Source organism: Amorphoplanes digitatis (assembly GCF_014205335.1).
Lineage (GTDB): Bacteria > Actinomycetota > Actinomycetes > Mycobacteriales > Micromonosporaceae > Actinoplanes > Actinoplanes digitatus.
Genome location: NZ_JACHNH010000001.1, coordinates 5,405,620 through 5,418,994 on the forward strand (window position 1 = coordinate 5,405,620; position 13,375 = coordinate 5,418,994).

The following is a 13,375-nucleotide window of genomic DNA, read 5'->3' on the forward strand; positions in this document are numbered from 1 at the left end:
GATGAACATCCGATGCGTACGCATGCGGCGCGTGACCCGCGCCCTCGCCGTCGTGGCCGCGACCGGGGCGGCGTACACCGTCTGGACGATCGCGCACCAGGTCGCCGGCGTCGAGCTGGTCGTGGACCGCGGGTCCGGCCGCACCACCGTGACGCCGGCCGCCGTCGTGCTCGCGACCGTGGTCGCCGGGCTGGCGGCCTGGGCGCTGCTGGCCCTGCTCGAACGCCGCACCCGGCGCGCCGCGGCGCTCTGGTCCGGCACCGCCGGCGCCGTCCTGCTGGTCTCGCTGCTCGGCCCGATCGGCTCGGCCGTCGGCGCCGGCGCGACCGCCGCGCTGGTGGCGATGCACCTGGCGGCCGGCGCCGTGCTGATACCGCTGCTGGCCCGAAGCTCCGTGGCGTGCCGCGAGTCCGATCCGGACACTGCGCCTTCCCTCGCCGTTAACCGCGGGTAAAGATGATCGCCAGGGCGGTGGGATTGGCTCCCGCACAACGATCCGTCCCCCTGAGGAGTCAACGCATGCCGGTAATGGTCACCAAGCGGGACGACCCTACCGGCACACGGGTGCGGCGCAGGCCGCACCGGGCGCCGCTGTGGGCGAAGCTGGTCACCGCGGCCGGCGCGGCGCTGATGCTGGTCAGCGTCGGCGGGATCGTCGCGTCCCGGTACCTGCTCGACCAGCTGACCGGCAACATCCAGACCACCTCCAGCGTGCTCGGCGACCCGGCGGCGGCGGGCGCGCCCGCCGGCGAGCTGCCCGAGGGCGCGATGAGCCTGCTGATGCTGGGCCTGGACACCCGGCAGGGCTGGGAGGCCAAGGGCGAGGTCTCCCGGTCCGACACGATCCTCGTCCTGCACATCACGGCGTCGCACGATCAGGCCTACATGATCTCGATTCCGCGGGACCTGATCGCCGAGATCCCCGCGGACCGGTCGATCGGCTTCAACGGCAGCACCGAGAAGATCAATTCCGCGTACGCGTACGGGTCCATGAACGGCCGCGGCTGGACCGGCGGTGCCCGGCTCGCCACCAAGGCCGTGCAGAACCTGACCGGCATCGACTTCGACGGCGTGGTCGTGATCGACTTCGAGGGGTTCCGCGGCATCCTCGAGGCGATGGGCGGTGTGCGCATGTGCGTGGACAAGGACAGCTGGTCCAGCCATTACACCGTCGACTCCAAGGGCAAGGTGAGCTACGCCGTCGGCGCCGACCCGACCTCTCCCCCGCGGAACGCGCTGTGGTTCCGCAAGGGGTGCCGCAACATGGCGGCGTGGGAGGCGCTGGAGTTCTCCCGGCTCCGGCACTCGACCAACGGCGACTACGACCGGCAGCGCCACCAGCAGCAGCTGCTGCGCGCGATGGCCAAGAAGGCGACGAGCGCGGGCATCCTGTCGAATCCGGCGAAGGTGTCGGCGGTCATGTCGGCCGCGGGATCCTCGCTGCGGATGGACACCAACGGCGTACCCGTCAACGACTTCATCTTCGGGTTGAAGGGCCTTGCCGCCGCCGACCTGATCCCGATCAGGACCAACGGCGGCACCTTCGCCGCCGCGTCCGGCGGCGGGGAGGGCGTCACGGAGGCCACCCGGGCGCTGTTCCGGGCCGCGTCCGACGACCGGCTGGGCGAGTTCCTCATCGACCATCCGGAGCTCGTCATCAACGACGGCGGGCCACTCTGAAGTCGCGGTGTCCTGCGGGTGAACACTGCATGTCTTGCCGGTCAGTCGTGGTGTCGATCCCGCTCGATTCGTAACCTCTAAACCATGTATGGGACCGTCTCCACGACCCGGGTGGATCAGGCACGACGGGTGGCCCAGCTCGTCCTCGCCGACCTGCCCGAACGGTGGCAGCACTCCGCCGGCGTCGCCGAACGCGCCGAGGAACTCGCCGGGACGCTCGGCGAGGACCCGGACGTGCTCGTCGCGGCGGCCTGGCTGCACGACATCGGCTACGCCGACTCGATCCGCGAGACCGGCTTCCACCCGCTCGACGGCGCGCGGTACCTCGACGACCACGGCTGGCCGCCGCGCATCAGCGCGCTGGTGGCGCACCACTCGGGTGCGTGCTTCGTGGCAGAGGCGCGCAACCTCCAGGAGGCGCTGCGGGCGTTCGACCGGGAGGAGTCACCGCTCGCCGACGCCCTGACCTACGCCGATCAGACCGTCGGCCCGGGCGGCCGTCGCATGCTCGTCCAACAGCGGATCTCCGACATGCTGCGCCGGCACGGCCCCCGGTCGCCGAACGCCGCCGCACACCGGCTGCGGGGGCCGTACCTGCTGGCCGTCGCGCACCGGGTGGAGAGCCGCGTCGCGGCGGCCTGCGTTTAGCACCGTGCCGCCACGATGCCGTGCGCGGCGAGGAAGCCGTCGACCGACGCCGCCCACGGGTACCGGCAAGCCTGCTCGCGGGCCGTCCGCCGGCGCTCCGGGCGGCCCATCAGGTCCAGGACGGCCTGCGCGTAGGCCGGTCCCTCGCCGGGCGCGGCGATCCCGGCCGCGCCGATCACCTCGGGCAGGGCGCTGTCCGCGCTCGCCACCACCGGCGTGCCGCCGGCCAGCGCCTCCAGGGCGGCGAGGCCGAACGTCTCCACCGGGCCGGGCGCCAGCACGACGTCCGCGGTGGCCAGCAGGCCGGCGAGTTCGTCCCGGTCGCGGACGTGCCCCAGGAACCGGACGGGCAGGCCCCGGTCGGCGGCCTCGCCCTGCAGGGCGGGGCGCAGCGGGCCGCCGCCGGCCACCACCAGGACCGCCGGCACGCCGGCCGCGTGCAGGGCCGCGAGGGCGTTCAGCGACCGGCGCGGCCGCTTCTCGGCCGACAGCCGCCCGCAGTGCAGCAACAGCAGGTCCCCCGGGGCCGCCCAGCGACGACGCATCCCGGCATCGAAGCGGGACGGCGAGAACCGATCCAGATCAACACCCAGCGGTACGCGGACCACGTTGCGGGCGCCGATCCGGGTGAACTCCGCGGCCGCCCAGCCGGTCGTGCAGACCACCGTGGTGTGGTCGGCCGCGGTCCTCGCGTTGGCCCGGTCCACCACCCGCCGCGACGCCGCCGGGCCGAACAGCCGCGACAGCCCGTCCAGGCTCTCGTGCGACACCATCACCGACGGCACGCCGGCCCGCCGAGCCCAGCGGCCGACCCAGCGCAGCGTGGTGCGGTCCGACACCTCGATCCGGTCCGGGGCGAGCCCGCGCAGCACCGCGGCGGTCCGGCGCCGGTCCATCAGCACCCGGTAGCCACCCATGCCGGGCACACCGGGCGCCGGCAGCGTGATCACCCGGCCCTGCGCGGTACGCACGTCCGAGCGGCGGGCGCCAGGCACGATCAGCGTGGCCTCGTGGCCCGCGGCCTCGTACCCGGCGCCCAGCTCGTGCAGCGCGGTACGCAGGCCGCCGGAGCTTTCGGTCACGAAGTTCGCGATCCGCACGATCCTCACCGGCCCACCGCCATCCTCCCGTCGGGCACCCCGGCCGTCACGGCCCGGTAGTGCCCGATCAGCTCGTCGCCGACCGCGGACCAGCTGCGGCCCTCGATCGCCACCCGGCCCGCGGCGCCGAACGCGGCCCGCATCTCCGGATCGGCGGCCAGCGCCGCGACCGCCGCCGTGAACCCGGCCGCCTCGAAGGGCGGCACCAGCAGGCCGGTCCGTTCGTGGGTGACCTGGTCGAGCGGCCCGCCGAGTGCGGGCGCCACCACCGGCACGCCGCTGGCCATCGCCTCCTGCACCGCCTGCCCGAACGTCTCGTACGGTCCGGTGTGCGCGAACACGTCCAGGCTGGCATACAGCCGGGCGAGCTGCGCGCCGTGCCGCACCCCGGCGAAGACCGCGCGGGGCAGCGCCCGGCGCAGCGACGCGGCCGCGGGCCCGTCACCCACGACGACCAGCCGCACGCCCGGCAGCCGGCTCGCCTCGTCCAGCAGCTCCACCTGCTTCTCCACGGCCAGGCGACCCACGAATCCGACGAGGACCTCGCCGCCCGGTGCGAGGGCGCGGCGCAGGCCCGCGCTGCGGTGCCGCGGGTGGAACCGGACGTCGTCCACGCCGCGCCGCCACATGTGCACGCGCCGGACGCCGTGCGCCACCAGCGCCTCGGCCGAGCCGGTGGAGGGCACCAGGGTCCGCTGCGCCGAGTTGTGCACCGTCCGGATCCACCGCCACGCCGCGCCCTCGGTCATGCCGACCCCGTACGCGCGGGCGTAGGCGGCGACGTCGGTCTGGTAGACCGCCACCGTGGGCAGCCCCAGCGACTTCGCGGCCGCCGCGCCCCAGGCGCCCAGCACGAACGGGCTGGCCAGATGGACGACCTCGGCCCGGTGTGCGCGCAGCGCCGCGCTCAGCGCCGGCGTGGGCAGCCCCAGCCGGAGCTGCGGGTAGCCCGGCATCCGCAGCGACGGCATCCGCACCACCGGGTACGGCGCGTCGACCGGGTCCTGTCCGCCGGCGGCCCTCGGCGCGATCACCATCGGCTCGTGGCCGCGGCGCAGCAGATGCTCGGCCGAGCGCACCACCGAGTTCGCGACACCGTTGACGTCCGGCAGGAACGACTCCGTGACCAGCGCGATTCGCATGCCCACACGATGATCGGCAGGAGCGATCCGCCGGGCCACCCGGGCATGGCCGCGAGCCGAACGTCCGACGACATGACTGCTGTTCGCCTGGCGTTGGGCGACGGCCCACCGGCACGCAACGTTGATGTAGCAACGTCCCGCGAATGCGTACCGTTGCCTTCACCACCGCCGTCGTCCTGTCCGCCGTCGCCGCGCCCGGCCCGGCCGCGGCCGCACCCGAACCGGCGCCGCGCCCGGTCACCGCGACCACCGAGACGCCCGCGCTCTACGACGACGAGGCCGGCGGCGACGCGGACGCCGACGACCCCGCCATCTGGATCCACCCGCGGCTGCGGTCGCGCAGCCTGGTCATCGGCACGGCGAAGAACGGCGGGCTGCGCGTCTACGACCTGAGCGGCCGGCAGGTCCAGTCCGTCGCGGCCGGCGAGGGCGGCCGGTTCAACAACGTGGACATCGTCTCCGGTCTGCCGCTGGGCGGCGCCCGGGCCGACGTCGCCGTGGTCACCGACCGCGGACGCGACCGCCTGCGCTTCTACCGGATCGACCCGGCCGCCGTGGCGCGCGGCGACGCGCCGCTGGTGGACGTCACGGCCGCCGACGTGCCGCTGCTCTTCTCCCGCGACGAGGCCGAGGTGGAGGGTCAGTCGACCGGCTACGGCCTGGCGACCTACGGACGTCACGCGGTGGTCAGCCGCCGGCACGCCACCCGGCTGGGCGTCTTCGAGCTGCGCGGCGAGGCCGGCCGGGTCACCTACCGCGGCACCGACACGCTCGACCTGCCCTCGCGGTTCCGGCTCCCGAACGGCCGGACCTGGACGCCCTGCGCCGAGCCGGGCGAACTCCCCCAGGTCGAGGGCATGGTCGTCGACGACAAGGCGGGCGTGCTCTACGCCAGCCAGGAGGACGTCGGCCTGTGGCGGATCGACCTGCGCGGCGGCCGCTTCGCCGGCGGGGCCCGCCTCGTCGAGAAGGTCACCGAATACGGTGCGCCGGCCACCTACGACCCGGAGACCGAGGAGTGCACGGTCTCCGGCCCCGGTTACGGCGGCCGGATCCGCGCCGACGTGGAGGGCGCCACCATCTACCGCACCGGACGCGGCGACGGCTACCTGCTCATCTCCAGCCAGGGCGACAGCCGGTTCTTCGTGTACGACCTGCGCACCAACCGGCCGGTGAGCGGCTTCACCGTGGCCGACGGCCGGTTCGCCGACGGCGTGCAGCACTCCGACGGCGCGGCGGCGACGTCGACGCCGCTGCCCGGCTACCCGCAGGGGCTGCTGGTGCTGCACGACGGCGAGAACACCCCGGACCAGGGCCGGGTCAGCACCAACTTCAAGTTCGTCGACTGGCGGTCGCTGCGGCTGCGGTGACCCGGGCCGTCACCCGGCCAGCCAGCCGTGCACGACGAACGCACCGCCTCCCGCCATCGTCACCGCGCCGGCCACGAGCAGCAGCGTGCTGAGCCGCTCGATCCGCGCCTTGTCCTGCACGTGAGGACTGTCGGCCGCCGCGAGGAGGACGCCGACGAGAGCTGCCAGGAGTACGACCGGGAGAGCGATCATGACCGTCGCTTCGATGAAGGGAAGGGGCCCCCTCACGCTGCACCCGGACGGCTAGCAGAACGCCACGCTTCGATGTCCGGAACGTGAATGTCTTTGATACCCGGTGCGGCCGGCAATTCTCCTGAATCAATTCGCGCGTACGCTGCCGGCGAGGTGATTCGGATGCACAGCGAGGTTCTCGGCGTCGTGGACGCCCACCTGAGCGAACTACAGGCCCTGCGGCGCGCCCTGGTGGCCGCGCGACCCATCGACGCCGGCGAGCGGCTGCGGATCACCGCCGCGGCGGCCAGTTCCGCACGACGGTGTGCGGAGGAGCTGAATCACCTGTTGACCGGCGAGGCGGCCGATCACCGATACCGGTCGCGCGCGAGCGCCGCCTGACCGTCAAGTCCCTGTCCGCGTAATTGACGGGACCGCGCCCGGCCCGCTTCCGTTGACCCATGAGCACCGACCTCCCGCCTGCGCCGGCGGGTGATGACGACACCCGTCAGACACGCGCCAGGATCGCCCGGACGCTGCGCCTGCGCCTGCCGGCGCTGGCCTCGACGGACATCGATCAGCATGTGGAGCGGGTCCTGCGCCGGCTGCACCGGCGCCAGGCCGGAACGCGGTCCGCCGCACCGGTCGACCCCGCGCCCCGCCGGTACTGCCAGATCGGCCGGTAAGGCGGGTCAGTCCTCCGGGTGATTACCGGGCCGCCCCAGGAAGATCGGGTTGGTGAGCGCGACCATCGTGTCGGGCGTGCTCGCGGTCGGCTGTGGACGGCGCACCTCGGCCCGGACGTACCGGGAGTTCCGGGGCGTGGTGGTCCAGGTGACCGTTCCGGGTCCGTCGGCCGGCAGCGCGCGGGACGACCTCAGGCCCTGGTCGGTGATCAGCCGCACGATGCCGCCGGGCGCGCCGGTGACCGCCAGCGTGACGGTGACCGGGGTGTCGTCGCTCACCGCGAGCCGCTCGCCGATGCCGGCCCGGCGGGTGCCGCCGGCGGCGCCGAACTCGACATCGACAGCGGAGGACTCGGCGATCCACGCGCGGCCGGCCCGCACCGCGGAGAGGATCGCGCGGCGGTTCAGCCCATCGGCGTACACGACGGTGTGCGGCAGGCCGATGACCTGCGGCTCGCTGTGCGCGTCGCTGTTGCCGACGGCCGGGATCCAGCCGCCGGCGCGGGCGCCCGCGACGAGCAGGTTGTCCCAGTTGGCGACGACCGCCTCGTCGTCGAGGGTCCACGGGCCGTTCCAGACCTCGACGGCGTCGAGACCGGCGAAGCCGAACTTCCAGCCGCAGCCGACGCAGGGTGCCAGGGGATGCGCGGCGACGGCGAGGCCGCCGACGGCGTGGATCTCACGTACGAAGCGCGCCAGGGCGCCGTCGACGGCCCGGTAACGCCAGTCGATCCAGGTGCCGGCGGGCAGGCCGAGCGCGGTGTAGTGGCCGTTGCGGGTGGTGATCTCCTCGCCGTCGATGACGAGCAGATCCGGACCGGCGAACTCGCCCCACACGCCGGCGGCGCTGGACGTGTTGTGCTCGGTGGAGACGATGTAGTCCAGCCCCGCGGCGCGGGCGCCGGCCGCCGCCTCGGCGGGTGTCCGGCGGCCGTCGGAGTGGACGGTGTGCAGATGCATGTCGCCCCGGTACCAGGCCCTGCCGCGACCGGTCGCGGTATGCGGTGCGGGACGCGGCCGGAACGGCGCGCCGGTCGCGGCGGAGGACAGCGTCACGGTGACGGTCCAGTTCAGTCCCGCCGGCGCGACCTTGTAGGGCCCGACGATGACGTGCCAGGTGCCGGGCCGGACCGGGCCGGGCAGATAGCCGGGCGTCGCGTCGGAGGCGCTGATGGTGAACTCGGTGCGGAAGCCGCCGGACCAGCCGCGGAAGCCGGCGGCGTCGCCGAGCCCGATGCCGCCCTCGTCGAAGACGCCGATGTCCAGCGCGTTCCCGTCGTAGCCGGGCGGCGGGACGGGCCGGTCGTAGCCGTAGGAGACGGTGATCCGGTTGACACCGGGCGGCACCCGTACCGGGATGTACACCCAGTCCGGTGCCCCGTAGTCGATGTGCCCGGTCACGGTGCCGACCTGGTCGCCGCCGGCGGCGTACGCGAATTCGACCGGGCCGAGCACGACGGCGGCCGCGCCGGCCGCGGCCGCGCCGATCAGGAAGTGGCGCCGCTCGATCCCCGTCATCGTCAACGCTCCCCTCGCGGTCCCCGACGATCAGACTGATGCCCTTCGATGGCCGCCCGCTGACCGGCCGGCGAACACTAGGTGCCCGTCGACGGGGTGGCGCGGATGCGGAGCCCGGCCAGGCTGCCGATCAGCAGGGTGACGCCCGCGGCCAGCATGACGCCGCTGGGGCCGAGGGAACCGTCGGTCACGTCGTAGAGCACCTCCGGCACCACCAGGGTGGCCCCGACGACGCCGCCGGCCAGGAGGACCCAGTCACGGATCTTCGCGTACGCGGTGAAGCAGGCACCGGCCACCAGCGCCGTCAGGACGTAGCCGAGGACGGTCCAGGCATGGCCGGACTCGCCGACCACGAACTGCGCGCCGATCAGCGCGAGGGCCACCGCGATCGCGAGCCCGAGACGACGTTCGGCCACCAGTCCCCGCCAGGCCAGCACGGCCCAGAGCGCGCCCAGCGCGATCGTGCCGAGGCCCAGCAGAGCGGAGTAGTCCGGGACGTCCAGCAGTTCCAGCAGGGTCGCGTACACGGCGAACGCCGCGACGGCCATGCCGAGCTGGCCCAGTGCCGTACGGGCGAGCAGGTAACCGACGGCGACCACCGCGAGGCCCGCGACCGAGGCGGCGAACGGCGCCTCGGCCGCGTAGGCCTCATAGTCCTTTGTGCTCGACTCGAGGCTGGCGTACGCCGCGAAGGCGGCGGCGGCAGCGGCGCCGGTGAACAGCGTGCTCGCCAGCCGGCGGTGCAGGTCGTCGCCCGGCGAGGCGCTCCGCCCGTCGCGATCGGCCTGCATCGCGTTCCACCACACGGCCATGCCGGCGGCGAACAGCGCGACGGCCATGCCGGCGAGGATCGCGAACCGCCCGAGCCGGCCGAGCGATTCCCACTCGTCGCCGAGGAACAACAGGCACGCGCCGACGACGAACGAGGCGCCGACGTAGCCGGCGATCTCGCCGAAGATCCGCCGCAGGCCGCCCGCGCGCGACGGCTGGGGCAGACCGGCGAACTCCGCGACGACCGCGGCGGCCTGCGAGTCGTCCAGCACACCCCGCCCGACCAGGCGGCCGAGCGCGGCGCGCAGCCGGTCGGTGTCCGGGTCGGCGGGCACGGGCGCGGATCGGTCGTCTGTGCTCTGTTCCACCTGGGGGCCTCCCTGAGCCGGTGCTGATCACCAACAGGCTGCACCACGGCGGCAAGACCCGACAGAGCCCGCGTACTCAGTCAGCCGGCGAGCAGGGCCGCGTTGATCGCCTCCACCTCCGCGCCGAGGTCGGGGATCGTCACGACCTCGATGCCGGCGTTGCGCAGCGTCTCGATGCCGAGGCAGCGGGCGAAGAGCGGCGGCTCGGGCAGCGCGAGCACGACCCGCCGGAGCCGGGCCGCGATGATCAGGTCCGCGCAGGTGCGCGGCGCGGACCGGCGGACGGTGCAGGGCTCCATCGACGTGTAGATGGTGGACCGGGACAGGTCCGCGCCGCTCCCACCGAGTCGCAGGAGGGCGGACTGCTCGGCGTGCACGACGGGATCCCGGTCGCGGGAGAACCCGCGGGACCGCTCCCGGCCGTGCTCGTCGACGATGACCGCGCCGACGGAGTAGGCGGTCGGGCTCGGCAGACACGACCGGGAGGCCCGAATCGCCTCCCGCAGCCATCGCCGATCCGGATCCAGATCCACGCTCTCCCCCGTTATCTTTCCGTGACATGAAAGCCCGAACAAACCCGCCGCCGGTGGCATCGAACTTTATGACGGACCGAGGGAGAGGCGCACACACATGCCCTAGGAGTAGCGGAGCCCGGCGAGGACCTCGTCGGTGCGATCGATCGCGTCGGCCTGCCTGATCTGGACGTAGACGCCGTCGCCGCGCCCCGACGAGAGTGCGACCTCGCTGTAGGTGACCGGCGTACCCACGCAGTTCGTCCACCGTCTCACGATGCCGTCGAGCCCGGCGGCGGTGACCCGGCGGTCGGGCTGCCGGGTGCAGCCGGCATGGACCGGCAGCGTGGCGCCGCCGATGGCGGTGCCCACGCCGGCGAAGACGCCGGGGGCCCTGCTCGCCGTATCCGACCATCGGGGGAGGTCGGATCCGACGAGCAGGCCCGGCGCACGCTCGTCCGCGAGGCCCAGCGAGGCCGGGTTCCAGCCGCCGGTCCTCGCCTGCCCGGCCCAGTCGTCGGGCACCGCGACCGAGAGCCTCCCGGAGGCGTCCGCGACCCGCGTCCAGCCCTCCTCGCTCGCGGACGCCGAACCGCCGAGCGCGGCGGCCGCACCCACCGCGACCAGGAGCCCGAAGCCTTGCAGGACAAGGGAACGCCGGCGGAACGGGCTGGCGCCGAGCACGTCCTCGATCGCGTCGGCGAAGGCCGCGGCCGACGGCCAGCGGCGGGTCCGGTCGGCGTCCAGGGCCCGCAACACGATCTGATCGACCTGCCGGGAGACCCCCGACCGCAGCTTCGACGGTGCGCAGGCTCCGGCGGCCGGTTTCCGGCCGGTGAGCATCTGGTACGCCATAGCGCCGATCGCGTGCACGTCGGCACGCACGTCGAGGCCGCCACCGGGGCGGGACTGCTCCGGCGCCATGTAGCCCGGCGTGCCGGCCACCACGGTGAAGCCGGACGCGTGGGCGAGGGACTTGGCGAGGCCGAGGTCGGCCACCAGCAGCCGCTCGGTGCCGCGGACCGTCGCGAACAGCACGTTGGACGGTTTGAGATCGCGGTGCAGCACGCCGGCGTCGTGCAGGTCGGCGACGGCCCGGGCGATGTCCGCGGTCGTCCGCAGCGCCACACGGACCGGCATCGGCCCGGCCTCGAGGCGCTCGGCGAGCGTGCCGCCGGCGGCGTAGGTCATGATCTGGTACGGCCGCCCGTCGGGCAGCTCGTCGACGTCGTGTATCCGCACCAGGCGCTCGGAATCCGCGCGCCGCAGCACCTGCGCCTCCTGCTCGAAGCGGGCGCGGACATCGGGGTCGTGTGCCCAGTTGTCGGCCAGCACCTTGATCGCGACCGAGGAGTCGAGGGAGTCGTCCTCGGCGAGCCAGACCGTGGCGAAGGCGCCGGAGCCAAGCCGCCGGACGACGCGAAAGCGACCGATCTTGGCGGGCATGGACACGTACGTAGTATGAGCCGCGCGCCAAGACATCTGACCGGGGGCCCAGGATGAGCAACGATGACCAGGAGGAGCTCGCGCGCCGCGCGGCGGCGGGTGATTCGGCGGCCCTCAACGAGCTGCTCGGGCTGATCCGGCCGAACGTGTTGCGCCGCTGCGCCCGCTTCCTGCCGTGCTGGCAGGACGCGGAGGAGGCCTGTCAGGACGTGCTGTTGCAGGTGGCCCGCAACATCGACCGGTTCGAGGGCCGGTCGGCGTTCAGCACCTGGCTGCACGTGGTCATCGCCAACAGCGCGCGGCAGACGTACCGGTCGCTCAAGCGGCGCGCCGCCGAGGAGGCGCACGAGCATCCGCCGGTGGAGGTTCCGGATCCCCGCACCACGAGCGTCATCGCCGGATCGCGGCTCGATCTGCTGGACGCGCTGGAGCGGATCGAGGCCCGCAAGCCGGAGCTGGTCGCGCCGATGGTGCTGCGCGACATCTGCCAGCTGGAGTACCGGGAGATCGCGGTGCAGCTGAGCATCCCGGAGGGCACCGTGAAGTCCCGCATCCACCAGGCGCGGGGCCAGGTCCGCGAGTACCTGACGCAGGGGATGTAGCCGCTCTCCCGACATGCACAGGACTTGTGCATGACTAACGTGCACAAGTATTGTGCATGTCCATGACCGGTCTGTCCGTCCGTCAGGTGCGCCACCGCTTCCTGGTGCTGCACGGCCTGCGCTGGCTCTCCACCGGCCTGATGGTCCCGGTGATCATCCTGCTGATGCAGGACCGCGGCCTGTCGCTGCCGCAGATCGGGCTGGCGGTCACCGCGCAGGGCCTTGTCGTCCTCGCGCTGGAGCTGCCGACCGGCGGGCTCGCCGACGCGCTCGGCCGCAGGCCGGTGCTGGCGACCGCGTGGACGGTGAACCTCGTCTCGCTGGCGCTGTTCGCGGTCGCCGACTCCTTCGCGCTGATCTTCCTGTGCTGGGCGCTCCAGGGCGTCTACCGCGCGCTGGACAGCGGGCCGCTGGAGTCCTGGTACGTCGACGCCACCCTCGCCGCCGACCCCGAGGCGAGGTACGAGCCCGGCCTCGGCCTCGCGGGCACCGTGCTCGGGGTGGCGATGTCCGCCGGCGCGCTGCTCGGCGGCGGCCTCGTCGCGCTCGGCCCGATCGGCCCGGTCGGCGCGCTCACCGTGCCGGTGCTGGCCGCCATCGCGCTTCAGCTGGTCAGCCTGGTCACCCTGCTCCTGCTGATGGGCGAGGTACGCCCGGCGAAGGGCCTCGGCGCGCTGCGGGCCTCGGCCGCCGAGGCACCCCGGATGGTGCGGCAGGCGTTCGGGCTGCTGCGCCGCTCCCGGGTGCTGGCCGCCCTGGTGGCGGTGGAGCTGTTCTGGGGCTTCGGCATGGTCACCTTCGAGGGCCTGCTGCCGGTGCGCCTCGCCGAGGTGGTCGGCGACGCCGACCGGGCCGCGGCGCTGCTCGGCCCGGCCGGCTCGGTGGCCTGGCTCGCCTCGGCGGCCGGCGCCGCGCTGACCCCGCTGCTGCTGCGCTGGCCGGGCGCCGCGCCCGGCGCCGCGCTGCTGCGGATCGTCCAGGGCGTCACGGTGGCCGGGATGGGACTGTTCGCCGGCCCGGTGGGGGTGCTGATCGCCTACCTGGCCTGCTACACCGTGCACGGCGCGTCCAACCCGCTGCACTACGGCCTGCTGCACCGCCAGGTCGACGGCCCCTACCGGACCAGCGTCATCTCGCTGAACTCCATGGTGTCCCAGCCCGCCAGCGCGCTCGGCGCGGTCGCGCTCACCGCGCTGGCCGCCGCCACCAGCCTCAGCACCGCGATGCTGGTCGGCGGCGCCGTGCTCGCCGTCGCCGCCCCGCTCTACCTGCCCGCCTGGCGGGCCGAACGACGCCGGCCGCCGTCCACACCGGACCTGGCAGAATCGCGACGTGGATCCGACGACGCGGGCTAATCAGCG

15 protein-coding genes are annotated in these 13,375 nt (G+C 73.9%); 8 read left to right on the forward strand and 7 right to left on the reverse strand.

The window, feature by feature from the left end; genetic code table 11:
• The first annotated feature begins 1 nt into the window (after position 1).
• The 3 genes from BJ971_RS23650 (at position 2) to BJ971_RS23660 (ending at position 2,328) form a co-directional block, all read left to right on the forward strand.
• Positions 2-454 carry a DUF6069 family protein gene (locus tag BJ971_RS23650; RefSeq protein WP_184995413.1) on the forward strand — a complete coding sequence of 151 codons (453 nt, stop codon included), beginning with the start codon at positions 2-4 and terminating at the stop codon, positions 452-454.
• A gap of 65 nt (positions 455-519) precedes the next feature.
• A complete protein-coding gene (locus tag BJ971_RS23655; protein ID WP_184995414.1) occupies positions 520-1,680 on the forward strand; it encodes an LCP family protein in 1,161 nt (386 codons plus the stop codon).
• An 84-nt stretch (positions 1,681-1,764) separates the two neighbouring features.
• On the forward strand, positions 1,765-2,328 hold the full coding sequence (locus BJ971_RS23660; RefSeq protein ID WP_184995415.1) for an HD domain-containing protein: 564 nt from the start codon (positions 1,765-1,767) through the stop codon (positions 2,326-2,328).
• Here the strand turns inward: BJ971_RS23660 and BJ971_RS23665 are convergent.
• Positions 2,325-3,437 carry a glycosyltransferase gene (locus BJ971_RS23665; RefSeq protein ID WP_203709675.1) on the reverse strand — a complete coding sequence of 371 codons (1,113 nt, stop codon included), beginning with the start codon at positions 3,435-3,437 and terminating at the stop codon, positions 2,325-2,327. The two genes, BJ971_RS23660 and BJ971_RS23665, sit on opposite strands and share 4 nt — an antisense overlap.
• Positions 3,434-4,570, reverse strand: coding sequence for a glycosyltransferase family 4 protein (locus tag BJ971_RS23670; RefSeq protein ID WP_184995416.1), 1,137 nt, complete (start codon positions 4,568-4,570; stop codon positions 3,434-3,436). Before BJ971_RS23670 ends, BJ971_RS23665 begins: the two co-directional genes overlap by 4 nt.
• A 143-nt stretch (positions 4,571-4,713) precedes the next feature.
• Between BJ971_RS23670 and BJ971_RS23675 the strand changes: the two genes are divergently transcribed.
• Positions 4,714-5,940, forward strand: a complete 1,227-nt coding sequence (locus BJ971_RS23675; protein WP_184995417.1) for a phytase — start codon at positions 4,714-4,716, stop codon at positions 5,938-5,940.
• Positions 5,941-5,949: 9 nt separating this feature from the next.
• Here the strand turns inward: BJ971_RS23675 and BJ971_RS23680 are convergent, their stop codons facing one another.
• Positions 5,950-6,132: a hypothetical protein gene (locus BJ971_RS23680; protein WP_184995418.1), complete on the reverse strand. Its 183-nt coding sequence runs from the start codon at positions 6,130-6,132 to the stop codon at positions 5,950-5,952.
• 162 nt (positions 6,133-6,294) lie between these two features.
• Here BJ971_RS23680 and BJ971_RS23685 point away from each other — a divergent pair, with 162 nt between their 5' ends.
• On the forward strand, positions 6,295-6,513 hold the full coding sequence (locus BJ971_RS23685) for a hypothetical protein (protein ID WP_184995419.1): 219 nt from the start codon (positions 6,295-6,297) through the stop codon (positions 6,511-6,513).
• A 59-nt stretch (positions 6,514-6,572) separates the two neighbouring features.
• Positions 6,573-6,797 carry a hypothetical protein gene (locus BJ971_RS23690; protein ID WP_184995420.1) on the forward strand — a complete coding sequence of 75 codons (225 nt, stop codon included), beginning with the start codon at positions 6,573-6,575 and terminating at the stop codon, positions 6,795-6,797.
• Positions 6,798-6,803: 6 nt separating this feature from the next.
• Here BJ971_RS23690 and BJ971_RS41530 read toward each other — a convergent pair whose 3' ends face one another.
• The 4 genes from BJ971_RS41530 to BJ971_RS23710 form a co-directional block, all read right to left on the reverse strand.
• A complete protein-coding gene (locus tag BJ971_RS41530) occupies positions 6,804-8,315 on the reverse strand; it encodes a CehA/McbA family metallohydrolase (RefSeq protein ID WP_184995421.1) in 1,512 nt (503 codons plus the stop codon).
• A 77-nt stretch (positions 8,316-8,392) separates the two neighbouring features.
• A complete protein-coding gene (locus tag BJ971_RS23700) occupies positions 8,393-9,454 on the reverse strand; it encodes a DUF2157 domain-containing protein (RefSeq protein ID WP_184995422.1) in 1,062 nt (353 codons plus the stop codon).
• Positions 9,455-9,534: 80 nt separating this feature from the next.
• Positions 9,535-9,987 carry a cytidine/deoxycytidylate deaminase family protein gene (locus tag BJ971_RS23705; protein WP_239087823.1) on the reverse strand — a complete coding sequence of 151 codons (453 nt, stop codon included), beginning with the start codon at positions 9,985-9,987 and terminating at the stop codon, positions 9,535-9,537.
• Positions 9,988-10,089: 102 nt separating this feature from the next.
• The gene (locus tag BJ971_RS23710; protein ID WP_184999063.1) at positions 10,090-11,412 is read right to left on the reverse strand and encodes a serine/threonine-protein kinase; all 1,323 of its coding nucleotides are present in this window, start codon (positions 11,410-11,412) and stop codon (positions 10,090-10,092) included.
• A 53-nt stretch (positions 11,413-11,465) separates the two neighbouring features.
• On the opposite strand from BJ971_RS23710, the gene BJ971_RS23715 reads away from it, so the two are divergent.
• Entirely contained in the window at positions 11,466-12,014 is a 549-nt protein-coding gene (locus BJ971_RS23715; RefSeq protein ID WP_184995424.1) for an RNA polymerase sigma factor, read from the forward strand.
• Between the two features lie 62 nt (positions 12,015-12,076).
• Complete coding sequence (locus BJ971_RS23720; protein WP_184995425.1) at positions 12,077-13,369, forward strand: MFS transporter; 1,293 nt, start codon at positions 12,077-12,079, stop codon at positions 13,367-13,369.
• Positions 13,370-13,375 lie beyond the last annotated feature (6 nt).